This window comes from Microbacterium sp. BE35 (assembly GCF_031457705.1).
Classification (GTDB): Bacteria; Actinomycetota; Actinomycetes; order Actinomycetales; family Microbacteriaceae; genus Microbacterium; species Microbacterium trichothecenolyticum.
On sequence record NZ_JAVDXD010000001.1, the window covers coordinates 384,073 to 410,687 of the forward strand.

20 protein-coding genes are annotated in these 26,615 nt (G+C 71.3%); 12 read left to right on the forward strand and 8 right to left on the reverse strand.

Annotated elements, in window-relative coordinates:
* Positions 1 to 7: 7 nt before the first annotated feature.
* The 9 genes from J2Y46_RS01705 to J2Y46_RS01745 all read left to right on the forward strand — a co-directional run bounded on the left by J2Y46_RS01705 (position 8) and on the right by J2Y46_RS01745 (position 10,791).
* Positions 8 to 1,690, forward strand: a complete 1,683-nt coding sequence (locus tag J2Y46_RS01705) for a hypothetical protein (protein ID WP_310239807.1) — start codon at positions 8 to 10, stop codon at positions 1,688 to 1,690.
* A gap of 153 nt (positions 1,691 to 1,843) precedes the next feature.
* Complete coding sequence (locus tag J2Y46_RS01710) at positions 1,844 to 3,259, forward strand: MFS transporter (RefSeq protein ID WP_310239809.1); 1,416 nt, start codon at positions 1,844 to 1,846, stop codon at positions 3,257 to 3,259.
* Positions 3,256 to 5,034, forward strand: a complete 1,779-nt coding sequence (locus J2Y46_RS01715; RefSeq protein ID WP_310239812.1) for a dihydroxyacetone kinase family protein — start codon at positions 3,256 to 3,258, stop codon at positions 5,032 to 5,034. Before J2Y46_RS01710 ends, J2Y46_RS01715 begins: the two co-directional genes overlap by 4 nt.
* The gene (locus J2Y46_RS01720) at positions 5,027 to 5,512 is read left to right on the forward strand and encodes a ribose-5-phosphate isomerase (RefSeq protein WP_045296946.1); all 486 of its coding nucleotides are present in this window, start codon (positions 5,027 to 5,029) and stop codon (positions 5,510 to 5,512) included. The genes J2Y46_RS01715 and J2Y46_RS01720 overlap by 8 nt, the downstream gene beginning before the upstream one ends.
* Positions 5,512 to 6,501, forward strand: coding sequence for a triose-phosphate isomerase family protein (locus J2Y46_RS01725; protein ID WP_310239814.1), 990 nt, complete (start codon positions 5,512 to 5,514; stop codon positions 6,499 to 6,501). Before J2Y46_RS01720 ends, J2Y46_RS01725 begins: the two co-directional genes overlap by 1 nt.
* On the forward strand, positions 6,498 to 7,292 hold the full coding sequence (locus J2Y46_RS01730) for a TIM barrel protein (protein WP_310239816.1): 795 nt from the start codon (positions 6,498 to 6,500) through the stop codon (positions 7,290 to 7,292). Before J2Y46_RS01725 ends, J2Y46_RS01730 begins: the two co-directional genes overlap by 4 nt.
* A complete protein-coding gene (locus tag J2Y46_RS01735) occupies positions 7,289 to 8,155 on the forward strand; it encodes a phosphogluconate dehydrogenase C-terminal domain-containing protein (protein WP_045299782.1) in 867 nt (288 codons plus the stop codon). The genes J2Y46_RS01730 and J2Y46_RS01735 overlap by 4 nt, the downstream gene beginning before the upstream one ends.
* A gap of 3 nt (positions 8,156 to 8,158) precedes the next feature.
* Complete coding sequence (locus tag J2Y46_RS01740; RefSeq protein WP_045299780.1) at positions 8,159 to 8,914, forward strand: SDR family NAD(P)-dependent oxidoreductase; 756 nt, start codon at positions 8,159 to 8,161, stop codon at positions 8,912 to 8,914.
* Between the two features lie 149 nt (positions 8,915 to 9,063).
* Positions 9,064 to 10,791: a hypothetical protein gene (locus J2Y46_RS01745; protein WP_310239817.1), complete on the forward strand. Its 1,728-nt coding sequence runs from the start codon at positions 9,064 to 9,066 to the stop codon at positions 10,789 to 10,791.
* Positions 10,792 to 10,888: 97 nt separating this feature from the next.
* Here J2Y46_RS01745 and J2Y46_RS01750 read toward each other — a convergent pair whose 3' ends face one another.
* Genes J2Y46_RS01750 through J2Y46_RS01765 form a run of 4 tightly spaced genes read right to left on the reverse strand, consistent with a single transcriptional unit; the run spans position 10,889 to position 16,398 of the window.
* Entirely contained in the window at positions 10,889 to 12,967 is a 2,079-nt protein-coding gene (locus J2Y46_RS01750; protein ID WP_310239819.1) for a beta-galactosidase, read from the reverse strand.
* Positions 12,968 to 12,970: 3 nt separating this feature from the next.
* Positions 12,971 to 14,497: a DUF4038 domain-containing protein gene (locus tag J2Y46_RS01755; protein ID WP_310239821.1), complete on the reverse strand. Its 1,527-nt coding sequence runs from the start codon at positions 14,495 to 14,497 to the stop codon at positions 12,971 to 12,973.
* Positions 14,498 to 14,540: 43 nt separating this feature from the next.
* Positions 14,541 to 15,566 (reverse strand): LacI family DNA-binding transcriptional regulator, encoded by a 1,026-nt coding sequence (locus J2Y46_RS01760; RefSeq protein WP_310239822.1) that lies wholly within the window; start codon positions 15,564 to 15,566, stop codon positions 14,541 to 14,543.
* 1 nt (position 15,567) lies between these two features.
* On the reverse strand, positions 15,568 to 16,398 hold the full coding sequence (locus J2Y46_RS01765) for an NAD(P)-dependent oxidoreductase (RefSeq protein WP_310239823.1): 831 nt from the start codon (positions 16,396 to 16,398) through the stop codon (positions 15,568 to 15,570).
* Positions 16,399 to 16,513: 115 nt separating this feature from the next.
* On the opposite strand from J2Y46_RS01765, the gene J2Y46_RS01770 reads away from it, so the two are divergent.
* Both J2Y46_RS01770 and J2Y46_RS01775 read left to right on the forward strand, forming a co-directional pair.
* Complete coding sequence (locus J2Y46_RS01770) at positions 16,514 to 19,141, forward strand: family 78 glycoside hydrolase catalytic domain (protein WP_310239824.1); 2,628 nt, start codon at positions 16,514 to 16,516, stop codon at positions 19,139 to 19,141.
* A gap of 259 nt (positions 19,142 to 19,400) precedes the next feature.
* On the forward strand, positions 19,401 to 20,378 hold the full coding sequence (locus J2Y46_RS01775; protein WP_084695618.1) for a sugar-binding transcriptional regulator: 978 nt from the start codon (positions 19,401 to 19,403) through the stop codon (positions 20,376 to 20,378).
* A 102-nt stretch (positions 20,379 to 20,480) separates the two neighbouring features.
* On the opposite strand, the gene J2Y46_RS01780 is transcribed toward J2Y46_RS01775, so the two are convergent.
* The 4 genes from J2Y46_RS01780 to J2Y46_RS01795 form a co-directional block, all read right to left on the reverse strand.
* The gene (locus tag J2Y46_RS01780) at positions 20,481 to 21,143 is read right to left on the reverse strand and encodes an aspartate/glutamate racemase family protein (RefSeq protein WP_310239827.1); all 663 of its coding nucleotides are present in this window, start codon (positions 21,141 to 21,143) and stop codon (positions 20,481 to 20,483) included.
* Positions 21,144 to 21,163: 20 nt separating this feature from the next.
* Positions 21,164 to 22,081: a carbohydrate ABC transporter permease gene (locus J2Y46_RS01785; RefSeq protein ID WP_045299770.1), complete on the reverse strand. Its 918-nt coding sequence runs from the start codon at positions 22,079 to 22,081 to the stop codon at positions 21,164 to 21,166.
* A gap of 1 nt (position 22,082) precedes the next feature.
* Positions 22,083 to 22,964 carry a carbohydrate ABC transporter permease gene (locus J2Y46_RS01790; protein ID WP_045299769.1) on the reverse strand — a complete coding sequence of 294 codons (882 nt, stop codon included), beginning with the start codon at positions 22,962 to 22,964 and terminating at the stop codon, positions 22,083 to 22,085.
* 68 nt (positions 22,965 to 23,032) lie between these two features.
* Positions 23,033 to 24,376 (reverse strand): ABC transporter substrate-binding protein, encoded by a 1,344-nt coding sequence (locus tag J2Y46_RS01795; RefSeq protein ID WP_045299767.1) that lies wholly within the window; start codon positions 24,374 to 24,376, stop codon positions 23,033 to 23,035.
* Positions 24,377 to 24,619: 243 nt separating this feature from the next.
* On the opposite strand from J2Y46_RS01795, the gene J2Y46_RS01800 reads away from it, so the two are divergent.
* Positions 24,620 to 26,611, forward strand: a complete 1,992-nt coding sequence (locus tag J2Y46_RS01800) for a beta-L-arabinofuranosidase domain-containing protein (RefSeq protein WP_310239830.1) — start codon at positions 24,620 to 24,622, stop codon at positions 26,609 to 26,611.
* Positions 26,612 to 26,615 lie beyond the last annotated feature (4 nt).

The window sequence follows — 26,615 nt, forward strand, 5'->3', positions numbered from 1 at the left end:
TCTCCCCGTGCCCGTCGACGAATCCGCCGCCCCCTCACCCGTCTCCACCCCGCCCCGTCCGTCGCTCGGCATCCAGGGGCCGGTCGTCGCGTTCCAGGATCCCTGGGCGGGAGCCGCCTCGGACGAGATCATGCGCACGGGAACCGGCATCCCCATCCCGTCGCAGGATCCGCCGCCGACGCCGCGCGAGTTCGTGGGCGCGCTGCGCGATCTCGGCGCCGACTTCTACGTGCACCACGTCATCCCGACCCACGCCGACCACGGCGCACTGCTGGGCGACCTCGCCGACGCCGGCATCGACCTCGTGCTGGGCAACGAGTACGGCAACATCAACGGCCCCTTCGTCGACGGCACGAACCGGTACGACCTCCCGGCCGGGCTGATCCGGGATGCTGCGGCCGCCGGCGTGCTCGCCGGCGTGCTGTACGACGAGCCCGAGCACCTCCAGATCCACGCCGATCAGTACCGGCACGACGCCCACCTGCCCCACTTCGGGCAGACCGAGGGCCTCGGGCCGGACGAGGCCGTCGCGGTGATCGACGACACCGTGCGCGGCATCGTGCGCGAGGTCGACGCCGCGACCTCCGCTGCGGGCTCCGCGTCCGTTCCGGTGCTCGCCGAACAGGTGTTCCCGGTGATGTTCCACACACTCGCCCGCGCCGGGATGACGCCGGCGCCCAAGGTGATGAAGGAGTCGTTCCAGCCGCTGCAGCTGGGCACCGCGCTCGGTGCGGCCGTCCAGTACGGGCGCGAACTGTGGATCTGCGCGGATCTGTGGGGCCCCGACATCGGGCCGTGGCTCACCCGCGCCCCGGGCTTTCCCGGGCACTCGCCCGCCGAGTTCGCCTCGGCGCTGCGCCTCGCCTACCTGTTCGCCCCGACGCGGCTGTTCGTCGAGAACGTCGACGTGCTCGTGCGCCACCGCGGTTCGGGAGCGTTCGAGCGCACCGCCCACGGCGAGGTCTGGCGGGAGTTCGTCAGCGACTTCGTGCCGCGGCATCCGCTTCGCTGGAGCCATCGCGATGCCCGCGCCGACATCGCCCTCGTCCATGCCGACGACAGCGACTTCGGTCGCGGCGCGCGGCCGTTCGGCAACCGTGCGGCGACGGCGCCCGATACCTCCCGCAGCGTCTTCGAGGCCTGGCACGCCCTCAGCCACGGGCGGCTTCCCGACCACGGGAGCTGCCTCCACATCCCCGGCTACGACTTCCCCCGCCACGAGCTGAACGGCATCCCCCGGCCGCAGTTCCCGCTCGACGCGGGTGCAGCCGAGCAGACCGTCATGCACGGGCTGTTCCAACCGACCCGCAGCGTGCTCGTGTTCGACGAGCACGTGCGCGCCGATCAGCTCGCCGACGCGGGTCTCGTCGTCGTCGCGGGCAGCCGGCTCCCCCGCACGACCCTCGATGCGCTGCACGCTCGCGCTCGGGCCGGCGCGACCGTGCTGATCGCGGCGTGGCTGTGCGATCCGGAGCGTTCGCGGTCCGCGCGGGTCGAGCGCGGGAGCTGGGTCGTGTACGAGACGCTCGACGACCCCGCCGCGCACGACGCGATCGCCGCCCACTCGGGCGAACCCGACGTGTGGACGCAGCGCTTCGGCGACGTCGAGCTCCGCATCCGCGCGACGGCCCCCGGCGGCGAGACGCTCGAGTTCGAGATCGCGGATGCTGCGGCCCGCCGCGTCGCCTGAACCCGGACTTCCTCGCGCGCCGGCGGGCGGACACCTCGGGGCGTGACGCGTCGGTGCGGACGAGGCATCCGTTCTCACTTGCAATTGGTCAACCGGTTTGTCACAATGGTCGTCGGAAACCACCTCGATCACCGTCGATGAGCAGGAGTCACCGTGGACCAGAACCAGACCGCCGCAGAGGCGCCCCCCATCGCGCGATCCGCCATCCGCAAGGTGTCGATCCGTCTCGTGCCGTTCGTGGCGCTGATGTTCTTCATCAACTACCTCGACCGCACCGCGATCGGCTTCGCCGCCCCCAACGGCATGAACGAAGACCTCGCCCTGAGCGCCGCTCAGTTCGGCTTCGCCTCGGGCGTCTTCTTCATCGGCTACATCCTTCTCGAGGTGCCCTCGAACCTGGCGCTGCACAAGTTCGGCGCCCGCCGCTGGCTCTCGCGCATCATGGTGAGCTGGGGCATCGTCGCGCTGCTGTTCACCTGGGTGCAGAACTTCGAGCAGCTCGTCGTGCTCCGATTCCTCCTCGGCGTCGCCGAGGCCGGCTTCTTCCCCGGCGCCATCCTCTTCCTCAGCCTCTGGGTGCCCGCGCAGTACCGCGGTCGCATCCTCATGCTCTTCTACCTCGCGCAGCCCCTCACCACGGTCATCGGCGCTCCGCTGGCCGGCTGGCTCATCCAGCAGCACGAGGTGTTCTTCGGCCTCGAGGGCTGGCGCTTCATGTTCTTCGGCGTCGCGATCCCGGCGATCATCGTCGGTGTCATCGCGTGGTTCTACCTCAAGGACAAGCCGGCCGACGCCAAGTGGCTCACCCGTGACGAGCAAGTCTGGCTGACCGACGCGCTCGACCGCGAGAAGGCCGCGACGCAGAAGAAGGAGCACGGCCACGTGTCGGCGCGCTTCGCCTTCAAGAGCGGTCGCGTGTGGGTGCTCTCGTTCATCTACTTCGGCTTCATCTACGGCCTGTACGCGCTCGCGTTCTTCCTTCCCACGATCATCGAGGGCTTCCAGAGCCAGACCGGTCAAACCTTCGACACGCTGCAGAAGGGCCTCATCACCGCGATCCCGTACCTGCCGGCCGCCGTCGTCATGTACTTCTGGTCGCGAGACGCCTCCAAGCGCGGCCTCAAGACGTGGCACATCGCGGGTCCCGCGATCGCCGGTGCCGTCAGCATCCCGATCGCCCTCTTCACCGGTTCGCCTGCGGCCACCATCGCGGTCATCACGATCACCGCGTGCGCGATCTTCGCCGCCCTGCCGAACTTCTGGACGCTCCCGACGCGCTTCCTCACGGGAGCCGCGGCTGCCGCCGGTGTCGCACTGATCAACACGATCGGCAACCTGGCCGGCTTCTCGGCCCCGTTCGTCACGGGCTTCGTGCACGACTGGACCGGCGGCTACGAGGTGCCGATGTTCATCGTCGGCTTCGTCATGCTCGTCTCGGCGGTGCTGATGGTGCTGCTCGCCCGCAGCAACCGCATCAACCCGGTCGTCGTCGACGACGCGGATGCTGCGCCCACCGTGGACGCGGAGGCCCTGCGCGCCGCGGCCGACCCCAAGGGGGATGCGCGATGACGCGGCTGTGGAACGAGCCGGCGGACTTCGCCGACGAGATGATCGACGGGTTCGTCGCGGCGAACGAGCGGTACGTGCGGCGGGTTCCCGGCGGCGTGGTGCGGTCGACGGTGTCGCCGGCCGGTCAGGTCGCGGTCGTGGTCGGCGGCGGCTCGGGCCATTACCCCGCGTTCGGCGGGCTGGTGGGTCCGGGGCTCGCTCACGGCGCCGCGATGGGCAACCTGTTCGCGTCGCCCTCGACACAGCAGGTGTACAGCGTCGCGAAGGCCGCCGACAACGGCGGCGGAGTGTTCTTCTCGTACGGCAATTACGCCGGCGACGTGCTGAACTTCGACGCCGCGCAGGAGCGGCTGCGCGCCGAGGGCATCGCGTGCGAGACGGTCACGGTCACCGACGACATCGTCAGCGCCACGCCGGCGGACAAGCACAACCGCCGCGGCATCGCCGGCGACCTCACGGTGTTCCGCATCGCGGCCGCCGCGGCCGAGGCCGGCGCCGACCTTGCCGAGGTCAGCCGTCTCGCCCGCCTTGCGAACGAGCGCACCCGGTCGTTCGGGGTCGCCTTCACCGGCTGCACGCTGCCCGGTGCCGTCGAGCCGCTGTTCACGGTCCCGGAGGGACGGATGGCGATCGGTCTCGGCATCCACGGTGAGCCGGGCATCGACGAGACCGACATCCCCACCGCCGACGGGCTCGCCGAGCTGCTCGTCGAGAGGCTCCTCGCCGAGGTGCCCGACGGCGTCGAGGTCGCCGGCGCCCGCGTGGTGCCGATCCTCAACGGCCTCGGGTCTCTGAAGTACGAGGAGATGTTCGTCGTCTACCGGCGCATCGCCCAGCTGCTCACGGACGCCGGCCTCGAACTCGTCGACCCGCACGTCGGCGAGTACTGCACCAGCTTCGACATGGCCGGCACCTCGCTCACCCTGTTCTGGCTGGCCGGTGCTGGTGAGGAGAGTGAGCTCGCCCCGTTGTGGGACGCCCCCGTCGACACGCCCGCCTACCGCCGCGGCTCGGTCGCGCCGCAGCAGCGGGTACTGGTGACCGATGCCACGGCCGACCTGGTCGCGGAGATCCCCGACGCCGACGAGGCATCCCGTGCCGCCGCCCAGACCGTCCTCGCCGCGGTGCGCACCATCGTGGACACCGTCGACACCCACGTCGACGAGCTCGGACGCATCGACGCGATCGCCGGCGACGGCGACCACGGCATCGGCATGCAGCGCGGCTCGCACGCGGCCCTCGCCGCCGCGACGGCCGCCGTCGACGCCGGTGCCGGCGCGCGCACCACGCTCGCGCGCGCCGCCGATGCGTGGGCCGACAAGGCCGGCGGCACCTCGGGGGCGCTGTGGGGCGTCATCCTGAACGCGGTCGCCGCGAAGCTCGCCGACGAGGGCCGCCCCGACGCGGCCGCCGTCGCCGCGGGCGTCGCCGCCGGCTCACGCGGTGTCACGGACTACGGCAAGGCCGAGGTCGGCGACAAGACCCTCGTCGATGCGCTGGTGCCGTTCAGCACCACTCTCACCGGTGCGGTGGATTCGGGCGCGGGCCTCACCGACGCGTGGCGCGCGGCGGCGGATGCGGCGACCCGCGCGGCTGCCCGGACCGCAGAGCTCCTGCCCCGCATGGGCCGCGCGCGCACGCACGGCCAGAACAGCGTGGGCACCCCCGACCCGGGCGCGATCTCGCTCGCGCTCATCGTGACAGCCATCGCAGAGACACTCGCCGCCGAGACGCGCGCGACCGACGACAACGAGAAGGAGAGCGCGAATGCCTGAGCTCGAGACTGCCCAGCCACTGCGAATCGTGATCGGCGCCGATGACGCCGGCTTCGACTACAAGGAGATCCTCAAGAAGGACCTCCTCGCCAACCCCGGCGTCGCCGAGGTCATCGACGTGGGCGTGGACGCCGACGGCCACACCCCGTACCCGAAGGTCGCCATCGAGGCGGCTCAGCAGGTCGCCGCCGGTGACGCCGACCGCGCGCTGCTGATCTGCGGCACGGGCCTGGGCGTCGCGATCGCGGCGAACAAGGTGCCCGGCATCCGCGCCGTCACCGCCCACGACTCGTTCTCGGTCGAGCGCGGCGTGCTGTCCAACAACGCGCAGGTGCTCACCATGGGCCAGCGCGTCGTCGGCATCGAGCTCGCCCGCCGCCTGGTGCGCGAGTGGCTCACGTACCGGTTCGACACCACCTCGGCGTCGGCCGACAAGGTCGCCGTCATCGACGAGTTCGAGACCACCGGGAGTTGCTGATGCCCTCCGAAGATCGGACAACCGCACCGGATTCGGAGGATCCCGCGCGGAACCTCCGAGGTTCACGCGAAACTCCGAACTTCGGATCGGCCCGCGTCACCGTCGGGGTCAGCCTGAAGACGTACTTCGGGCACGAGCGGGCGCGCGCGTGGTTCGCCGACGTCGCGCAGCGCGCGGCCGAGCACCCCGCCGTGGCCTCGGGCTCCGTGCGGCTGTTCGTCATCCCGACGTACCTGCAGATCCCCGCCGCCCTCGCCGCGTTCGCCGGCACCGGGGTGCTCGTCGGCGCGCAGGACGTCTCGGAGTACGAGCCCGGCGCCTACACCGGCGAGGTGACCGCAGCCGAACTGGCCGAGGTCGGCGTCGCGGTCGCCGAGATCGGCCACGCCGAGCGGCGCCGCCTGTTCGACGAGACCGACACCGTCACCGCCGCCAAGGCCGCCGCCGCCCTGACCCACGGCATCACGCCGGTGCTCTGCATCGGCGAGGCCGAGCACCTGGGCAGCCCCGCCGCGGCACTCGCGAACGTCGAGCAGCTCTCGGCCGACCTCGAGGGCGCGCCCGAGGGACCGGTCATCGTCGCCTACGAGCCGGTCTGGGCGATCGGCGCCGCCGAGCCCGCCCCCGACGCGCACATCGCCACGGTGACCCGCGCCCTCCGCGCGGCGATCGAGGCCGACCCGGACCGCGCCGGCAGCGTCGTCATCTACGGCGGATCCGCCGGCCCCGGCCTGCTGACCCGCCTCGGCGAAGCCGTCGACGGCCTCTTCCTCGGCCGCTTCGCGCACGACCCCGACGCGCTCGTCGCCGTGCTGGACGAGGCATCCTCCCTCGCCCTTCACCGCTCCCCCGCCCCCACCGCATCCCCCGCCCCCACCACCCCCGCCACCACCGCGAGAATCCATCGGGGCGACGAGACCGCGGGGATCACCCAAGGTCTCGGCCTCCAGACGGATTCTCGCGGAGACAACGGGGAGGTCGACGCATGATCGGGCTCGGAACCTACGCCTACTTCTGGCAGCACTCCGACCGCGTGCCCGAGCCGCTCTCGCTCGTCGGCGCGTTCGAGGCCACCAAGGAGCTCGGCGTCGACCTGTTCCAGATCTGCGACTACGCGCCGCTGGAGGCCATGACCGGCGCAGAGCTCACCGATGCTGCGGCAGCCGCGCGCGACCTCGAGCTCACGATCGAGCTGGGCACCAAGGGCATCGAGCCGCACCGGCTGACCCGGTTCCTCGATCTCGCGAGCGCCTTCGACACCACGCTGGTGCGCAGCATGCTCTACTCCGCCGAGACCCGTCCCACCCTGGAGCAGGCCGAGGAGTGGCTCCGTGCCGTGCTCCCCTCGTTCGAAGCGGCCGGCGTCGACCTCGCGCTCGAGACGTACGAGCAGGTCGCCACGGCAGACCTGGTCAGCCTGGTCGCCCGCATCGGCAGCGACCGCCTGGGCATCTGCCTCGACCCGGCGAACGTCGTCGCCCGCCTCGAGCGTCCGCGCGACTGCGTCGAGCAGACCGCCGCGCTCGTCAAGAACGTGCACGTCAAGGACTTCGCCTTCGCCCGCCAGCCGGGCTGGGTCGGCTTCACCTACGGGGGCGCGCCCATGGGCGAGGGCCTCCACGACTACCCCCACCTCCTCGAGACCGTCCGCCCGCGCGAGCGCGGGATCAACGAGATCGTCGAGCACTGGCTCTCGTGGCAGGGGGACGCCGAGACCACCGTCCGCACCGAGCGGGAATGGACCCGCCGAACCATCGAATATCTGAGGAGCACGACATGAGCACGACCACCACTGAGACGTACAAGATCGCCGTCGTCGGCGCCGGCGGGAAGATGGGCATGCGCGTGTCCAACAACCTCGTCAAGACCGACCACACGGTCTGGTACGTCGAGAACTCGCCCGCCGGCCGGCAGCGCACGATCGACGCGGGTCGTGAGCTGACGGATGCCGCCACCGCCGTCGCCGACGCCGACATCGTCGTCCTGGCCGTGCCCGACCTGGCCCTCGGTCCCGTCACCGCCGAGCTGGTGCCGCAACTGAAGTCGGGCGCGATCGTGCTGACGCTCGACCCGGCCGCCGCCTACGCCGGCCTGCTCACCACGCGCGAGGACGTCGTCCAGGCCGTGGCTCACCCGTGCCACCCGTCGGTGTTCCTCGAGCGCACCACCAAGGAGGAGTGGGCCGACACGTTCGGCGGCATCGCCGCGCCGCAGGACGCGATCGCCGCCGTCGAGAGCGACGACCCGGCCCACAAGGCCATCGTCGAGGCGACCGTCCGCGCGATCTACGCCCCCGTCATCGACGTGCACTTCGTGACCGTCAAGCAACTCGCCCAGCTCGAGCCGACCCTCGTCGAGACCGTCGCCTGCATGATCGGCGCGCTCCTGAACGAGGCCCTCGACGAGGCGATCAACACCATGGGCGTTCCCGAGGCGGCGGCACGCAGCATCCTCTACGGCCACACCCAGGTGGCGCTCGCCAACGGTCTGCGCGGCGACAACCCGTTCTCGGACGCGTGCCTCATCGCCATGGACTACGGCCGCGAGTCGATCATCAAGGACGACTGGAAGAAGATCTTCCGCGACGACGAGCTCGACAAGAACCTCGCGCGCATGCTGCACCTCGACCACATCGAGCGCTGATCCATGGGACAGCTCGAGGGCAAGACCGCGCTCGTCACGGGCGGGGCACTCGGCATCGGCCTGGCGGTCGCGACGCGGTTCGCCCGTGAGGGCGCGCGGGTGATCCTCGCCGACCGCAACGGCGAGGGCGCGGCCGCGGCCGCCGCCGGGATCGGTGAGAACGCCCGCGCCGTCACGATGGACATCTCGAACGAGGACGCGGTCGCCGCGGCCTTCGCCGAGCTCGAGGCGGCCGGCTGGGCGCCCGACGTCGTGGTGGCCAACGCCGGCGTGCAGCTGTTCGGGCAGGACGCCCCGGCGGCCGACCTCGACCTGGACGTCTGGCGACGGACGATCGACATCAACCTGACCGGGACGTTCCTGACGGTCAAGCACGCGCTGCGCTCGATGGTGCCGCGCGGGGGCGGGTCGATCATCCTCACCGGCAGCCCGACGGCGGTCAACGGCGAGGGCAAGGACTTCACCGCCTACAGCGCGTCCAAGGCCGGCATGCACGGCCTCGGCCGCACGGTCGCCGCCGCGTACGCCGACAAGGGCATCCGCGTGAACACGGTGCAGCCGGCGTACACCGAGACGCCGCTGGTGGCCGCGATCAGCGAGGACCCCGAGTCCCGCGCCGCGATCATCAGCCGCATCCCGATCGGTCGCGCCGGCACCCCCGACGACGTCGCGGGCATCATGGTGTACCTCGCCAGTGACGACGGCGCCTTCGCGACCGGCGCGACCTTCCAGGTCGACGGCGGCATGACCTCGCTCTGACCTGAGTCCCCTCGGGTTCGGGGCGCATTTCGTCCGTTGGGGCGCATCCTCTGCGCCCCAACGGAGATTCTGCGCCCCAACCAGGGGGGACGAGGGTCGAGGACCACGAACGTTGCGCAGGACTCACTGCGGAGGACGAGGATGGGACGATGACGCACCTGTGGAACGGCGAGCCGGCACGCGAGTGGCGCAGCGGCCCGTGGTCGCTCGAACTCCGTGACGACGAGCTCGCCGACATCGCGTACCACGGCCGCTTCGTGCTCCGCTCGGTGCGCGCGGTCGTGCGCGATCGCAACTGGGACACCGCCGGTCTCGTGGTCGACCGCATCGACTCGTCCGGCATCGCGCTGACGCTGCACGTGCGCTCCACCGGGCTCGGTTCCGACCTCCGCGGCATCGTCCGCGCCGAAGTGCGCGGCGCCGGGCGTCTGCGTGTGCTCGCCGACCTCGAGTCCGCCTCGGAGTTCGAGACCAACCGCACCGGCCTCGTCGTGCTCCACCCACCGGTGCTCGCAGGCTCCACGATGCACGTCCGCCATTCCGACGGCGAGGTGGTGCGCTCCCGGTTCCCGGCCGGCATCAGCCCTCATCAGCCGGCGTTCGACATCGCGGGCCTGTCCTGGACGCACGACGGCCTCGACGTCGACGTGCGCTTCGCGGGCGACGTCTTCGAGATGGAGGACCAGCGCAACTGGACGGATGCCTCGTACAAGACGTACAGCCGTCCCCTCGCGCTCCCCTTCCCGTACCGGCTCGCCGCCGGTGAGCGCGTCGTCCAGTCGGTCGACATCGCGGTGTCGGGAACGCCCGCCGCCGTGGTCGCCGACCCGGTGACCCGCATCCGGCTCGAGGAGGGGACCGCGCTGCCCTCGATCGGGGTGTCGGCGTCGACGGCCCCGGACCCCGCGCCGGACTTCGCCGCCATCGGCGAGACGGTGCTCGTCGAACTCGACCTCGCGACCCGCAACTGGCGCGCCGCGTTGGACCGGGCCGCGGCATCCGGACTCCCTCTGGACGTGAGATTCGTCCTCGCGGACGCCGACCCGGCCGCCATCGACCGCGCGGTCCGCGCACTTCGGGGCCTGTCGGTCGCGCGCATCACCGCGTTCCCGCCGACGGGTCCCGCGCGGCATGTCTCGGACCTCGATGCGATCGGCGCACTGCGCCACGCCCTCGCCGAGGCCGGGATCGAGGCCGAGGTGGTCGGCGGCGCCCGCTCGCACTTCACCGAGCTCAACCGCGAGCACCATCGCCTTCCGCGTGGCCTCGATGGGATCGTGTTCAGCAGCACGCCGCTGTTCCACAGCCTGAGCACCGCCCAGCTGGTCGAGGCCCTCGGCATGCAGCGGGTCGCCGCAGGGCAGGCCGTGCGCCTCGCCGGCGGGCTGCCGGTGCACATCGGGCCGATCTCGCTGCGCCCCCACTTCAACGACGTGGCGACGACCTCGCCGCCGATGCCCGACCACGACGACCTGCGCGACGGCTACGGCTCGGCCCTGACGGACGCCGTCGACGCGCGCCAGGCCGCCCCGGAACTGGCCGCGTGGACCGTCGCCAGCGCCGCCGCCTTCGCGGTCCCCGGCGTCGCGACCCTCGCGTACTTCGAGGAGTGGGGCCCGCGCGGGCTGCGCACGGTCGACGGCACCACCCTCCCCGTCTTCGACGCCGTCGCTGCTCTCGCGGCGCTCGCGGGCGAGCCGGGCGTCCGCGGCGACTCCCCCGACGGCCTGGTGTGGGCGCTCGGCGCCCGCACCGCCGGCGGCGACGTGGTGCTGGTCGCCAACCTCGACCGCCGCTCGCGCACGGTCGAGGTCGAGCTCCCGGGCGGCGAGTCCCGCACCGCCGACGTCGCACCCGGCACCTTCACCCGCCTCTGACTTCCGCATCTGCCCACCCCGCCGGCGCCGAGTCGGCCGCACGTGCCGCTTCCGGCGTACGGTCCCCCGCATCGGGCCGGCCCGGCCTGAGCGCTGGTCAGGCCTCGCGCCAGACGCGGACGTCCCACGGCGCGAGCGTCACCTCGGCGGCCGCCGCGAACACTGCGTCGTCGAGGACGGATGCTGCGGCCCGGCCGAGCACGACCGCACGGGGCTCGGGCGACCAGTTGTGCACGACCCAGACGCGCCCGCGCCCTCCCGTCAGGGAGTGCGCCGTGACGGAGCTCGGCCGCGCCGCCAGGATCCCGCCAGGAGAACCCGCCGCAGCGGCGATCACCTCGGCGAGCGTCGCGCGGTCCAGGAGCGAGCCCACCACGGTGATCGAGCCCGCGCCGACGTCCCGCCGCGTCACTGCCGCCCAACGCCCGAACAGCTCGTGCCGGTACCCGAGCACGACCTCGGCGCCGTCGGGCTCGAGCCCGTCGATCCAGCCGTGGGCGCTTCCGACGGCCGCGCCGTCGCGGACGACGTCGACCGGCGCGGCGAGCGCAGCGAACTCCCGGTAGCCCACTCCCGCCACGGCACCCACGATAGCTGGCGCGAGCGCCGTGCGCATGCGGCCCTCATCGTCGCCGTACCCCGTCCGCGGCCCCAGCACGAGTCGGCCGCCGAGACGCGCGTACTCCGCGAGGGTCTCCAGGGTCGGATCGGATGCCGCGACCAGGCCCGCGACCACGAGCACCGGGTGGCGCCGCACGAGCTCGTCGGCTTCGGGCAGCTGACGCTCGTCCACGTACCCGACCTGCAGCCCGGCATCGATCGCGGCGCGGCCGAAGGCGCCCACGATCCGCGCGTACGACCCGCGGTCCCCTTCGGACCCGGCCGCGAGGGGCGGCTCGAACCCCATCATCCACTCGCTGTCGTGCGCGTACACGAGACCGAGATCGGCGTCGGGCGCAGCATCCGTCAGCCATTCCGCTGCCGCGGCGATCTGCCGGCCGATCCCCGAGACCTCCGCGTGGATGCGGCCGGGTTCGAGATCGTGCCCGAGGATGCCGCCCCAGTGCACCTCGGCGCCCGAGTGCAGCGTGTGCCAGTGCCAGTACGACACGAGGCGCGCACCGCGCGCGACCAGGAGCCAGGCCGCCTGGGCGAGCTGCCCGTCGTACGGTGGGCGCGTGAGCCACGCCGGACCGATGGACGCGGCACCCGTCTCGGTGACGAGGAACGGCCCCTGTTTCGTGGCGCGCATGCGGTCGGCCATGAGCACGAACTGCGGGACGTCGTCGGCGTACCACTGGCCGCCGGCGCCCTCTCGGTCGAGGTCGAGCGCGTCCTGCGCGAGGTAGTAGGCGTTGCCGCTGGCGATGTCGAGCTGCGCGCCGACCGCGACGTCGTCCATCGCGGGGCGCTGGTACGCGATGCAGGTCGTCAGGAAGGTGTCTTCGTGGACGAGCTCGCGGACGATGCCGGCCTGCCACCCGATGAAGTCCGCCGTGAGCTCCGCCTGGAACCGGCGCCAGGCGAGATCGTAGGCCGGGGTGGTGTTGCCGGCCGGCGCCCACAGCTCGTCCCAGTCGGCGATGCGGTGCGACCAGTACGTCAGTCCCCACTCCCGGTTGAGGGTCTCGACGTCGCCGTAGCGCTCCGCGACCCACTCGCGGAAGCGCTGCACGACGTCGTCGTTGTGGATGAGGTGGAGGCCCGCCTCATTGTCGAGCTGCACGCCGATCACTGCGGGATGCCGCCCGTGGCGGCCGATCACGGCGCGGATCACCCGCTCGGCGTAGCCGTGGAAGAGCTCCGACGTGTAGTCGACCTCCTGCCGCCCGCCCCACGGCACCGGCGAACCGTCGCGGCGCACGACCGCGAGCTCCGGATGTGCGCGCGCCAGCCACGGCGGCACCGCGTAGGTCGGGGTGCCGAGGATGACCCCGATCCCGTGCCGCGTCGCGGCGTCGAGGATCGGCGTCATCCACTCCAGGTCGAATTCGCCGTCGCGCGGCTCCCACGTGGACCACACCGACTCGCCGACGCGGATGCACGTGATCCCGGCATCCGCCATCAGCCGGAGGTCGGTCTCGAGCCGGTCCGGATCGGGCAGGTACTCGTTGTAGTACGCCGTGCCGAGCCGCGGGCCGCCCCGCCACGCGCGGAGGCGATCGACGGGTGCCACGGCTCAGCCCCCGATCCGCGTGATGCGCAGCGCGAGCGCCTCGCCTTCGGGCAGCTCGACGGGAGCGGATGCGCGGTCGTACGCGTCGTTGCGCTGCACGTCGTCCAGCGTGAAGGTCCGGCCGACCGGGGTCACCGTCATGTTCCACGTGTGGATGACGTCGACCTGGAACCGGTCGCCGGGCTCCGCCCGCTCGCCGGGCACGCCGATCGGCAGGCGGAAGTCCCACGTCGCGGGTGCCGAGGCACCGAGGTACTGCACGTAGAGGCGCCGCGGGATGCCGGCGACGTACGCCGGGTCGTCCCACTTGTCGATCGGGTCGAGGCCCGCGCCATCGATCTCCTCGAGGACCGTGCGCAGGAAGCCGAGCCGAGCCGGCGAGTCACCGCGGAGCGGGCCGCCCTCGACCATGTGGAGGCTTCCCGACTCGGTCGCGAAGCTCTCGCCGTGCGAGGCGTAGGTGCCGGCGACCGTGGCGATCCAGAACTGGTGCACGAGCTGCTCGGCGTCGAGGTGGCCCCAGCGGTCGGGGATGTCGCCCTCGTACTTGATCTCGTCGAGGACGACCGGCTTGCCGTACACGTCGCGGTACAGGTTCGCGCGGCCGAACTCGGTGGTGACCGACCCGTTCTGGATCGAGGCGTGCGTGACCCACGGCTGGTTGTTGTCGTAGAGCTCGATCCAGTTGTGGATGGAGCGGAGGTGGTCGTAAGGATCGATCTCGGCGAGGAGGGCGCCGGTGCGATCCCAGCGGTCGTCCGGGCGCTCGAGCTGGTCGAACTCGTTGCACAGCGACCACCACACGTGGGGATGGGCGGCGAGCCGCGCGACCAGGTACCGCAGGTAGATCGCATCCTCCTCCTCGGTCAGCTCGTTCAGCCCGAACTGGCCGCGGTCGTACGCGTTGTAGATGAGCACGTCGGCTTGGATGCCGCGCTCCCCGAGCGCCTCGACGGCGCGGTCGAGGCGCTGGAAGAACTCCGGCACGGGCTTCGTGACATCCCAGCGTCCGTCGGTCTTCTCGAACGGCATCAGGGTCGGGACGTGCTCGATGTACCCGCCGCCCTGCGGGAACACCATGAAGCGGAACTTGTTGAAGCCCGCCTCGGCGATCGCATCGACGGTCGACGAGAACAGCGGCTCGTCCTGGTGGAGCCAGTTGTACGCGGTCGCGCCGACCGGCCGGAACGGCGTGCCGTCGGCGTGCGCGAAGTGGAAGCGATGCGCCACCCGCACCGGCCCGTGATCGCCGCCGCGCACCACCTCGAACGTGCCCGACCGGCCGGAGAGCGCAGCATCCGTGCTCTCGCTCGTCCACGACCACTCCCCCTCGAGGTCGGGGGCGAACCGTACGCGGTAGACGGTGCCGCCATCCCAGAAGCCGGGGACCACGCGCTCGGCTCCGGATGCCCCGTGCCGCGCGTACACGGTGACGGGCGTGCGGTCCGCGGGGATCACGCCGGTGCCGGTGAAGGTCAGCTCGATGGGGCGGTACAGCTCGGACTGGGGAGCGCGCAGCGCTGGGGACACGGGGATTCTCCTTCGATGTCGTATCCGTGTGAGGTGCAGGGGTTCAGTGCGCGCGGCGTGAGCTCTCGCGCACGATCAGCTCGGGCTCGTAGACGCGCTGCGCCGCGGTACCGTCGGCGCGCGGGCTCGTCCCGTGCTCGATCGCCTCGAACAGCAGGTCGACCGCGGCCGCACCGAAGTCGTCGTGGCGCGCGCGGACGCTGGTGAGCGGGATGAGGGATGCCTCGGCGAACTCGTTGTCGTCGTAGCCGACGAGTGCCACCTCACCGGGCACCGCGACCCCTCCGGCGACGAGCGCCTGCAGCAGTCCGAGGGCGAGCACGTCGTTGGCGGCGAACACGCCGTCCGGGCGCTCGGCCGCGGAGCGCGCCGCCAGGGCCGCCCCGACCGCGCGTCCGACGGCGATCGACCGCTCGGCGACCTCGATGACCTCGGGAGCGTCGACGGATGCTGCCGCCGCCGCACTGCGCACACCCTCGAGGCGGTCGGCCACCTGCTGCACGGGCAGCGGGCCGCCGACGAAGGCGAGGCGGCGGCATCCGTTCGCGATGAGGTGCTCGCCCGCCTGCCGGCCGCCCGAGACGTCGTCGATCGACACCGACGGCTGCAGCTCGTCGCGCGCTCGTCGGCCGACGAGGACCGAGGGCGTGCCGCGCTCGCGCATCGCTGCGAGCCGCGCCTCGATCGGCTGGAACGACGAAACCAGGATGCCGCGGACCTGCCGCTGCTCGAAGGCCTCGAGGTACGCGTCCTCGCGCTCGCGGTCGCCGTGGGAGTGGGCGAAGAACACCGTCATGCCGAGCCGCTCGGCGCGGTACTCGACCTCCTGGGCGATCTCGCTGAAGTGGGGGTTGCTCACGTCGGGTGAGAGGTAGCCGATGAGGCTGCTCACCCCCAGCCGCAGCTGGCGGCCTGCGCTGGAAGGCACGAAGCCGAGCTCGTCGATCGCCTCGGCGATGCGGCGCGCCCGCTCGGCCGACACGCGGTCGGGGTGGTTGAGATAGGCCGAGACCGTCCCCACCGCGACGCCGGCGCGGGCGGCCACCTGGCGGATACCGGGGCGCGACATGTCAGCGCCAGTCGTGCTCGGCGACGAATCCGAGGCGATCGCGGATCTTGCGGGTCGACATGAGCGATTCGAACTCGCCGAGGTCGGAGGCGACCGGGGTGCCGGGGAACCAGCGGGCGGCCACCTCGCGGGACGGCTGCGCGTTGCCGGACTCCGGTGCCGCGACGTTGTACACCTCGAACCCGGGCTCGGCGGCCTCCAGCGCGAGGGCGACCGCGAGCGCCCCGTCGCGCGCATCGACCCACGAGCCGACGAGGTCGCGGCGGTAGCCGGGATCGGCGGCCCGCTCGAACGTCGCGTACTCGTCGGACCCGACCACATTGGTGAAGCGCAGGGCGGTGATCGAGGTCCCGGGCGTCCACCCCACGAGCTGGGCGGCGATCGCCTCCTCCGCCACCTTGCCGAGGCCGTAGGTGTTGTTGGCGCTCGTGTAGGTCTCGTCGACGGGGAGCGACGGCGGCGCCTCGTCGAAGGGGAAGCCCATCGCCGTGATGCTCGAGGCCAGCACGATCGTGCGGATGCCGGCGCGATGCGCGGCGAAGAGCGCGTTGAACGACACGGTGACGTTGTTGTGGAAGGTCGCGGCATCGGGTACCAGCCCGTTCACCGGGATCGCGGCGAGATGCACGAGGGCGTCGAGCCCGTCGTGGCGCGCGGTCACCGAGAGGAACGCGTCGAGCGTCTGCCCGAAGTCGGTGAGGTCGACGCGCGTGAAGCCGGGGCCCGGCGTCCCCGCGAGATCGAAGCCCGACACGACGTGGCCGTCGGCGCGCAGCCGCTCCACCGTGGCCCGCCCGAGCTTTCCTCCGCTGCCGGTGACGCCGATCCGCATGTCGTACCTCCGTGTACTCGCACCGCGACCGCAGCTTGAAACGTTTCGAATTCGGTGCGACACTCACTGTACACGTTGAAACCGAAACGTTTCAGTTCTCTCGGAAGGGACCCCGATGTCCGTCATCGTCGACGCACCCCGCATCGAACACCATCGCGAACCGCTCGGCATCGGAGAGCGGATGCCGCGCCTCTCGTGGCGCGTCGCCTCAGCCCCGTCGGGCTGGCGCCAGGCGTCGTACTCGGTCGAGGTCGATCGTGGCGGCGAGGTCACGACCTACGTCATCGACTCCGGTGAGCAGGTGCTCGTGGCGTGGCCCGCCGAACCGCTGCGCTCGCGGGAGATCGTCTCGGTGCGGATCTCCGTTCGAGGTGAGGACGGCGCGTGGTCTGCAGCATCCGCCCCCACCTCGCTCGAGGCCGGGCTCCTCGAGCCCTCGGACTGGGTCGCGCGGCCCGTGGGGGCGACCCGCAACGAGAACCCGATGTCGGACCAGCGGCGCCCCTCGCTCGTGCGCCGCGGCTTCGACGTGCGGGAGGGACTGGTGCGCGCCCGCCTCTACGCGACGGCGCACGGCGTGTACGAGGCCGAGCTCAACGGCCGGCGCGTCGGCGACGACACGCTCTCCCCGGGCTGGACGGTGTACGGCAAGCGCCTGCGCTACTACACGTACGACGTGACGGACCTCGTGGGGCGAGGCGCCAATGCGATCGGCGCGTGGCTCGGCGACGGCTGGTACCGGGGGCGCCTCGGCTGGCGTGGCGGCTTCCGCAACCTGTACGGCGACGACCAGTCGTTCCTCGGCCAGCTCGAGCTCACGTACGCCGACGGATCCCGCGAGATCGTCGCGACCGACCACTCCTGGCGTTCGGCGCCGAGCCCGATCCTCTCCAGCGGCATCTACGACGGCGAGGACTACGACGCCCGCGAGGAGCTGACCGGCTGGTCGGCCCCCGGCTACGACGACTCGGCGTGGGAGGGCGTGCAGGAGCGCCACCGCGACCCCGCGACCCTCGTCGCCCCGACCGCTCCCCCGGTGCGCTCCACCGAGGAGGTCCACCCGATCGCGGTGCTCACCGGGCCCAGTGGCTCGCGCATCCTCGACTTCGGCCAGAACCTCGTCGGCCGCGTGCGGATCCGCGTCTCGGGCGAGGCCGGCACCACGGTGAGCCTGCGCACCGCGGAGGTCATGCAGGACGGCGAGATCTACACGCGACCGCTCCGCGCCGCGCGATCGACCGACAACTACACGCTCGCAGGCGGCGAGGTCGAGCAGTGGGAGCCCCGCTTCACCTTCCACGGCTTCCGCTACGTCGAGGTCACCGGCTGGCCGGGCGACCTCGACGCCGATGCCGCGTCCGGCGCCCTCGTCGCCCGCGTCTACCACACGGACCTCGAGCGCACCGGCTGGTTCGAGTCCTCGGATCCGGCGCTGAACCGCCTCCATGAGAATGTGCGCTGGGGCATGCGCGGGAACTTCGTCGACATCCCCACCGACTGCCCGCAGCGCGACGAGCGGATCGGCTGGACCGGCGACATCCAGGTGTTCGGGCCGACGGCATCCACGCTCTACGACGTGTCGGGCATGCTGTCGGGGTGGCTGCAGGACCTCGCGATCGAGCAGCTGCCCGACGGCACCGTGCCCTGGTACGTGCCGGTGATCCCCGCCGACAAGGCGTGGACGCCGATGCGTCCGGGAGCCGCGTGGGGCGACGTGGCGACGCTTCTCCCGTGGACCCTCTACGACCGGTTCGGCGACGTGGGCGTGCTCGAGGCGCAATGGGACAGCGCCCACCGCTGGGTGGACCTGCTCGAGCGACTCGCGGGGCCCTCGCGGCTGTGGGACACGGGCTTCCAGCTCGGCGACTGGCTCGACCCGGCCGCTCCGCCGGACGACCCCGCCGACGCCCTCACCGACCGCTACCTCGTCGCGACCGCGTACTTCGCGAAGTCGGCGCGCACGGTGGCGCGCATGGCCGAGGTGCTCGGCCTCGCCGACGAGCGGGCGCACTACGACGCGCTCGCCGACGAAGTGGTCGCCGCCTTCGAGGCCGCGTACGTGAACGCCGACGGCACCATGACCAGCGACGCGCAGACGGCCTACGCGCTCGGCCTGCAGTTCGACCTGATCACCGATCCGGTCAAGCGGGATGCCGCGGCCACACGCCTCGCCGACCTCGTGCACGCCGCGGGCAACCGCATCGCGACAGGCTTCGTCGGCACGCCGCTCGTCTCCGACGCCCTGAGCTCGGGCGGTCAGGTGCCGGCCGCCTACGACCTCCTGCTCGAGCGCGAGTGCCCGTCGTGGCTCTACCAAGTGGAGCAGGGCGCGACCACGGTGTGGGAGCGGTGGGACTCGCTGCTGCCGGACGGCACGGTCAACCCGGGGCAGATGACGTCGTTCAACCACTACGCGCTCGGCGCCGTCGCCGACTGGATGCACCGCGTCATCGGCGGGCTCGCACCCGACGCCCCCGGCTACCGCCGCATCCGCTTCGCGCCGCGCCCCGGCGGCGGGCTGACGTCGGCCTCGGCGCGCCAGCTCACGGCGTACGGCGAAGCGGCGATCTCGTGGCGCATCGAGGACGGGGAACTGCACGTCGAGGCGACGGTCCCCGTCGGCACCGAGGCGGTGCTCGACCTCGTCGGCGCCGACGAGGAGACGCTCGCTCCGGGCTCGCACACCCGCGTGGTGCCCCTGCCGGCGGGCGTCGCTCCGGTGAGCGCCGCGCTCCCCGCCTGACCCTCGCCGCCCCGCCCCTGGGGCACTCGGGCAGCCAAGTCACGCCGGTGCGCCGCACCCACGCCCGGCGTCTTGGCGATTCGCGCGCGGCGAGCGGACGAACGGGGCGCGATTTCGGATGCTGCGGCCCGCGGCATCCGAAATCCCCGGTCGCTGTGTGAATCAGCATGCCGCTCGCACTGGCGTTCTGCCCGGAGAGTGAATATCCTTTCGTTAGCGAATCCGAATACACACCTGGATCGCCACGATCGGAGACGCCGTGCCCCTGACGCCCTACACCCGGCCCGCGGACGGGCAGGTGCGCCTGCTCACGAAGGTCGCCCGCATGTACCACGAGCGCGGGGTGCGCCAGGCCGACATCGCGGCCGCGCTCAATATCTCACAGGCGAAGGTCTCGCGTCTGCTCAAGCGGGCCGAATCCGTGGGCATCGTGCGCACCATCGTCACCGTCGCCCCCGGCGTCTACGCCGAGCTCGAAGAGCAGCTCGAGGAGAAGTACGGCCTCGCCGAAGCCGTCATCGTCGACGTCGACCCCGAGGCCGACGAGGGCGAGCTCCTGGCCTCCCTCGGGGCAGGGGCCGCCGCGTACCTCGAAGCCACCCTCTCGGGCGCCGACCGGATCGGCGTCTCGTCGTGGAGCCAGACGATCCTCGCGATGGTCGACCGCATGCGCCCGTTCACGGTGCGCGGCGCGACCGAGGTGGTGCAGCTGCTCGGCGGCGTCGGCGCCCCCGAGGCCCAGAGCCACTCGAACCGGCTGCTCGGCGAACTGGCACGCACGCTCGGCGCGGAGCCCGTCTACGTGCAGGCTCCGGGGGTCGTCGGCGACCCGGCGATCCGCGACAGCCTGCTGCAGGACCCCTCGATGCAGGAGGTCGCGCGCCACTGGAACGAGCTCACGATGGCGATCATGGGCATCGGCAGCATCGAGCCGTCCGACGCCCTCGCCGCCAGCGGCAACGCCTTCGCCGCCGAAGAGCGCCAGGCGCTGCTCGATCAGGGCGCCGTCGGCGACATCTGCCACCGCATCTTCCGCGCGGACGGCTCGCTCGTGCGCGGCGCGCTCGACGACCGCATCATCGCGATCACCGTCGACGGCCTCCGGCGCATCCCGCGCCGCGTCGGCATCGCCGGCGGCGAGCGCAAGCTCGAGGCGATCCACGGCGCCCTGGCCGGGGACTGGGTCACGACGCTCGTGACCGACCTGCGCTCGGCCGAGGCCCTCGCGGAGCGCTGACCGACCGGGCTCCGCTCGCTGAGCCCGCCCATTCCTCGCGCGGCGTCGCTCCCGGGCCTTCCTCCCGCGCGACGCCCCGCTCAGCGACTGCGGCGACGCGGGTCAGCGCACCTGGAGCGACTCCGCCAGGCGCTCGACGCCCAGGCGCGGGCTCGTGAGCACCGGAACAGCGACAGAGACGGCCTCGGCGGCGGAGGCCATGGATGCCTGGGCCAGCACGATCACGTCGGCCTCAGCGGCGCCCCGCTCGATGGCGGCGGCGACGAGGCGATCGTGGGTCGGGCGGTCGCCGCCCGCCACGGCCGCGAACGCGCCTTCGATGACCTCGCTCGTGAACTCCGGGTCGACGCCGGCGAGCGCCGCGCGCTCCTCGAGCAGGCCCAGGGTCGGGCGGCACGTGGTCGCCAGGGTCGCGAGGACGCGGATGCGGCGACCGCTCCGGACCGCAGCATCCGCCATCGCCTCATCCACGCGGAGGACGGGCACGCCTGCCGCCGCGGCGGCGGGCGCGGCGAGCTCGGAGATCGACGAGCACGTGAACATCACGGCATCCGCGCCCCCGGCCACCGCCGCGCGCACGAGGTCGTCGATGCGCTCGGGCACCGAGTCCACGCGCGCCTCATCTGCGAGATCAGCCACGATGCGGTCGTCGAGATAGTTCACGACGGTCGCGCCGGGGAGGAACTCCGCCGCCAGCGCGCCGAACGACGCGATGTTGACGGCTCCGGTGTGGAGGAACGCGATGCGCGGCGCGGAGGAGCTCATGCACCCAGCCTTTCAGCTTCTCAGCCCTTGAGGGCGCCGCCGGACATGCCGGCCATGATCTTCTTGTTGAGCGTGAGGAACAGGATCAGCAGCACCACGATGTTGATGCTGACGGCAGCGAACAGCGGGCCGTACTGCGTCGACCCGTACTCGTCGCTCAGGCTCAACAGGCCCACCTGGATCGTCGCGAGTTCGGGACGGGTGGTGAAGGTCAGGGCGATCAGCAGATCGTTCCACACGCTGAAGAACTGCACGAGGCCGATCGTGAGGATCGCGTTCTTCATCATCGGGACGCCGATCACGAAGAACGATCGCAGCGGGCCCGAGCCGTCGACGGTCGCGGCCTCGAAGATCTCGCGCGGCACCGACCGGAAGTACGTCGCCATGAGGAACGTCGTCAGCGGGAGCCCCATCACGGTGTACGTGATGATCAGCGGCCACAGCGTGTCGGTGATGCCGATGCGGAAGTACGTGATGAACAGCGGCACCAGGATCATCTGACCGGGCACCATGATGCCCGCGAGGATGTAGAGCAGGACGCCGTTGCGGCCCTTCCAGATCATCACCTCGAGCGCGTACCCGGCGGCGACGCCGATGAAGACGATGAAGATGACCGACGGGATCGTCACCAGCACGCTGTTGAGCCAGTTGCGCGCGACGTTGCCGTTGGTGAGGGCGGTGACGTAGTTGTCGAAGTTCCACGTCTCGGGAAGCGACAGCGCGGGGTTCGAGAGGAACTCGGACTGCGTCTTGAACGAGCCGAGCACCATCCAGACCTGCGGGTACAGCACCACGACCATCAGGACTGCGACGAGGATCCAGACGGGCAGGCGGCGGATCGCCTTCACCGCGGTGCGCTTGGCGCGGCCCGGACCGGGCCGCCGGACCGTCGGGGTCGCGACGGTCAACGCGGGCTTCTCGGTGTGCGTCAGAGTCATGTCAGACCTCCGCCTTGCGGCGCGACGATCGGAAGATCGCCAGGGTGAACACCAGGCAGAGCGCGGTGAGGAGGACGGCGATCGTCGAGCCGTAGCCGTACTCGGCGTACTCGAACGCGGTGCGGTACATGTACAGCGTCATCGGCGCGGTCGACGTGCCGGGTCCGCCGCCGTTGAGGGCGAGCAGGCTGTCGAAGACCTTGAGCGTCGCGTTGAGGCTGAAGATGATCGACGACAGGAGGATCGGCAGCGACAGCGGGACGACGATGTGGCGAACGAGCTTCAGGCCGTTGGCGCCGTCGAGACGGGCGGACTCGATGACCTCCTCGGGGATGTCGAGGAGTCCCGCGTAGAGGAGGACGGCGTAGAAGCCCATCGAGCTCCACAGCGTCATGATGATCGCCAGGGTCATCGTCCCCACGGTGGAGGCCAGCACCTCGACGCTCTCGCCGCCGAAGAAGTTGATGATGTCGTTGACCGGTCCCTGGTTCTCGCCGACGGCGACGAAGCTGCGGAACAGCAGCGCCACGGCGACCGTCGGGAGCACGGTCGGGAAGAACACGAACGTCCGCACGAGGGTCGATCCCTTGCGCAGGACGAAGACGTAGAGGAGGGCCAGGCCATAGCCGAGCGCGACCTGGCCGATCGTGGCGACGATCGCGAAGAACACGCTCACCCACATCGACTGCAGCGCGTTCGGATCGGTGAAGAAGGTGGCGAAGTTCTGCAGGCCCACCCACTCGAACCCGCGCAGCGAGTTGCCCTCGAAGAACGAGAGGCCGAGGGACCAGCCGACCGGCACCACCTTGAGCAGGGTATAGAGCACCAGGGCCGGTGCCAGCAGGATGAAGATCGTCTTCCGATCTCCGAAGATCGAGTTCATCTGCGAACTGCTTTCTCTGTCGAAGAGCCGGCTCCCCGGGCGAGCGCCCGGGGAGCCGGTACGGGGTCTCAGCCGTTGGCGTCGATGCTCGCCTGGAGCTGGCTCATGTAGTCCTCGGCGGTCATCTGGCCGGTCGTCAGCAGCGTCGCGTTGGTCGAGGCGAGCGAGTTGCTCTTCGAGTCCATCAGCGCCTCGAACCACAGTACGGTCTGGTCGATGTCCGCGATGCGCTCCTGGATCTCAGCGGTGTTCGCCGAGATGTCGGTCACGTCGCCGTTGACCTTGAAGCCCGAGATGACGCCCGCGTCCTGCAGCGCCTGCTGGCCGTAGTTCTCGGCGATGCAGCTGACCCAGTCGACGACCTTCGGGCCGAACTGCTCGGCGTTGATGATCATCGGCGCGCCGGCGTTCGCGGCGTACTGGTCGATCGAGCCCTTGCCGCCGTCGACCTCGGGGAAGGGCATGAAGCCGACGTTCTCGCCGCCGATCTGGTTGCGCTCGGGGTCGTTGATCGCGCTGAGCAGCCAGGATCCGTCGTAGGTCATCGCGGCCTTGCCGGTGAGGAACATGTTCGAGGACGTGTCGCCGTCGCGCGTCGAGAAGCCCTCGCCGAAGTAGCCGGCCTCGGCGTAGTCCGCGAGCGCCTGCGCGCCGGCGACGTACTCCGGCTCGGTCAGCTTGGCATCGCCGTCACGGACGGCCGCCATGGCGTCGGGGCCGACGTTGCGGAAGATGTACATGCCCATGATGCGCGTGAGGGGCCAGCCGGCGGCGCCCGCTTCGGTCATCGGGGTGATGCCGGCATCCTGCAGCGTCGCGGAGGCGTCGAGGAGGTCGTCCCAGGTCTGGGGCTCCTCGATGCCGTTGTCGGCGAAGATCTCCTTGTTGTAGAAGATGCCCTCGACGTTGTACTGGTAGGGCATCGAGTACATGCCGCCGTAGACCTGCTCGACGGTGGACGCCGCCGCGGGGAGCACGTTGTCCCATGCGCCGGATCCCTCGAGCGCGGCCTTGAGGTCGCCGACCAGTCCGGCCGCGTTGAGGTCCCCGTCGGGGCGGATGAGCGCGGTGCCCGCGATGGTGTGGGTCGGCAGCGCCCCCTGGCTGGCGAGCAGCGTCACCTTCTGGACGGTGTCGGCCTGGGCCACCTTCTGGTGCTCGAGCGGCAGGGCCTCGTTCTCGGCCTTGCAGGCGCCCTCGGAGAGAGCGGTGAGCTGCTCCTCCAGCACCGGGTTCTCGTTCGCCGTCATGACGGTGAAGGTCTCGGGATCGGTGCCGCCGGCACCGGCGCCGCCGCCGTCCGACGATCCGGTGTCGGGGGTGCCGCTTCCGGCACAGGCGGCCAGCGGCAGCACCGCGGCGAGTGCGATTCCCAGCGCCGCGATGCGGCGGCGGTTGCTGCGGGTGTTCATAGCGTCCTCCTTGACGACGACCATGCGGGTGAAAGGTACGACCACGACAGTAGGCACGATTTCGGTGTGTGTCAACAGTCAGTACTGAAATTCTATTCACTTTGAGACGATTCAGGCGCTAGACTGCATTTCCATGCAGCAATGCGAGAAGTTGCAGTAGTACCTCCTCTCACTCGGATCAGCCCCGTCTTGCCGCGACGCCGCCACGAGCACGAGACTGAACGCCACTCGGAAGGAACAACGATGACCGCCACCACCGCGACCAGGGCCCACGCCCGGCTGCGACCCCTCGGCGCCGACAGCGCGCGCTGGGCGAGCGGCTTCTGGGGACACGTCCACGATCGGACGCGTGATGTCACCATCCCCCAGATCTGGTCCTCCCTGAGCGATCCCGCCATCAGCGCGGGGCTCACGAACTTCCGCATCGCCGCCGGCCTCGAATCCGGCGCCCACGCAGGACCGCCGTTCATGGACGGCGACTTCTACAAGTGGCTCGAGGCGGCCATCGCACGCCTCGAGACGGACCCCGACCCCGAGCTCGCCGCCCGGATCGAAGAGATCGCGCGGCTGATCGCCTCGGTCCAGCGTGAAGACGGCTACCTCCACACGCCCACCCTCATCTCGACGCGCAACCACGAGGACGTCCTGGCCCTCGCCGACCGGTTCAACTTCGAGACGTACAACCTCGGCCACCTCATCACGACCGGCGTGCGCCACTACGAGGTGACGGGGTCGACCACTCTGCTGGACGCCGCCCGCAAGGCCGCGGCCTTCCTCGAGGACCTCGCGACCGACAAGCCGCTCGAGCTCGCCCGCAGCGCCATCTGCCCGTCGCACTACATGGCGGTCATCGACCTCTACCGCGCCACCGGCGACGAGCAGTACCTGCGTCTGTCGGAGGCGTTCATCCGCGTCCGCGACGACTTCGAGGGCGGTGACGACAACCAGGACCGCGTTCCCGTGCGCGAGCAGAAGGTCGTGGCCGGTCACGCGGTGCGCGCCAACTACCTCTATGCGGGCCTCGCCGACCTCGTGGCCGAGACCGGCGACGCCGAGCTGGAGGGGGTGCTGGAGAACCTGTGGCGCGACGTCGTCGACACGAAGCTCTACATCACCGGCGGTGCGGGAGCACTCTACGACGGCGCCTCCCCCGACGGCTCGCCGTGGCAGGACCAGATCAGCCGCGTGCACCAGGCCTACGGCCGCGCGTATCAGCTCCCCCACACGACCGCGCACAACGAGTCATGCGCGAACATCGGGCTGATCCTGTGGGGCGAGCGGATGCTGGCGCTCACGGGCGACGCGACCTACGCCGACGTCATCGAGCAGGTGGCCTTCAACAGCCTGCTGTCGAGCATCAGCCTCGCGGGCTCGGAGTACTTCTACACCAACGCGCTGCGGCAGGTGCGAGACCTCCCGTACCCGCTCCGGCGGCCGGGCGACACCGCGATCCACCCGGTGCCGCCGCCCCCGCCGTCGGACGAGCGGCTGCGCGAGCCGTACCTCAGCTGCTTCTGCTGCCCGCCCAACATCGCGCGCACGCTCGCCCGGTTCCACGAGCGCGCGGCGTCGATCGGCGACGAGGGCCTGTTCGTCCACCTGTACGGGGGCAGCGCGCTGGACGTCACGACCGACGACGGGAGCCGACTCGCCCTCCGCGAGGAGAGCGACTACCCGTGGAGCGAGCGGATCGCCTTCACCGTCACGGATGCCGCGGGCACCGGCATCCCGCTTCACCTGCGTGTTCCGGGCTGGTCGTCGGGAGCGACGGTCACCGTGAACGGCGAGGCGGTCGCCGCGAGCGAGCCGGGCACCTACACCCGCATCGAACGCGAGTGGCAGCCGGGCGACGTCGTGGAGCTGACGCTGCCGATGCCGGTGCGGGTGCTGCGCGCCCACCGCCTCGCCGAGGAGGCGACCAACCAGGTCGCCGTACGCCGCGGACCGGTCGTGTACTGCGTCGAGACCGCCGATCTTCCCGAGGGCGTCGTGCTCGAGCAGGTCGCGCTCCGGCGAGGCACCGCGCTGGCGCCGGCCGAGGCCGAGGTCGCGGGCCACCGTGTGATCGCGCTCGACACGGAGGCGGTCATCCTTCCCGGGTCGGACGAGGATGCCCTCTACGACGACCTCGCAGGCACCGCGCTCGCAACGGCTCCTGTGCGATTGATCCCCTACTTCGCGTGGGGCAATCGCGGTGCCGGCGAGATGTCGGTCTGGCTCCCCTTGGCCTGGTGAGGCG

Excerpts from the sequence above, each read along its gene's own strand:
- J2Y46_RS01760 (WP_310239822.1), bottom strand. The coding sequence starts at position 15,566 with ATGTCGCGCCCCGGTATCCGCCAGGTGGCCGCCCGCGCCGGCGTCGCG.
- J2Y46_RS01715 (WP_310239812.1), top strand. The coding sequence starts at position 3,256 with ATGACGCGGCTGTGGAACGAGCCGGCGGACTTCGCCGACGAGATGATC.
- J2Y46_RS01740 (WP_045299780.1), top strand. The coding sequence starts at position 8,159 with ATGGGACAGCTCGAGGGCAAGACCGCGCTCGTCACGGGCGGGGCACTC.
- J2Y46_RS01725 (WP_310239814.1), top strand. The coding sequence starts at position 5,512 with ATGCCCTCCGAAGATCGGACAACCGCACCGGATTCGGAGGATCCCGCG.
- J2Y46_RS01785 (WP_045299770.1), bottom strand. The coding sequence starts at position 22,081 with ATGACTCTGACGCACACCGAGAAGCCCGCGTTGACCGTCGCGACCCCG.
- J2Y46_RS01780 (WP_310239827.1), bottom strand. The coding sequence starts at position 21,143 with ATGAGCTCCTCCGCGCCGCGCATCGCGTTCCTCCACACCGGAGCCGTC.
- J2Y46_RS01765 (WP_310239823.1), bottom strand. The coding sequence starts at position 16,398 with ATGCGGATCGGCGTCACCGGCAGCGGAGGAAAGCTCGGGCGGGCCACG.
- J2Y46_RS01720 (WP_045296946.1), top strand. The coding sequence starts at position 5,027 with ATGCCTGAGCTCGAGACTGCCCAGCCACTGCGAATCGTGATCGGCGCC.
- J2Y46_RS01800 (WP_310239830.1), top strand. The coding sequence starts at position 24,620 with ATGACCGCCACCACCGCGACCAGGGCCCACGCCCGGCTGCGACCCCTC.
- J2Y46_RS01790 (WP_045299769.1), bottom strand. The coding sequence starts at position 22,964 with ATGAACTCGATCTTCGGAGATCGGAAGACGATCTTCATCCTGCTGGCA.
- J2Y46_RS01795 (WP_045299767.1), bottom strand. The coding sequence starts at position 24,376 with ATGAACACCCGCAGCAACCGCCGCCGCATCGCGGCGCTGGGAATCGCA.
- J2Y46_RS01770 (WP_310239824.1), top strand. The coding sequence starts at position 16,514 with ATGTCCGTCATCGTCGACGCACCCCGCATCGAACACCATCGCGAACCG.
- J2Y46_RS01735 (WP_045299782.1), top strand. The coding sequence starts at position 7,289 with ATGAGCACGACCACCACTGAGACGTACAAGATCGCCGTCGTCGGCGCC.
- J2Y46_RS01745 (WP_310239817.1), top strand. The coding sequence starts at position 9,064 with ATGACGCACCTGTGGAACGGCGAGCCGGCACGCGAGTGGCGCAGCGGC.
- J2Y46_RS01730 (WP_310239816.1), top strand. The coding sequence starts at position 6,498 with ATGATCGGGCTCGGAACCTACGCCTACTTCTGGCAGCACTCCGACCGC.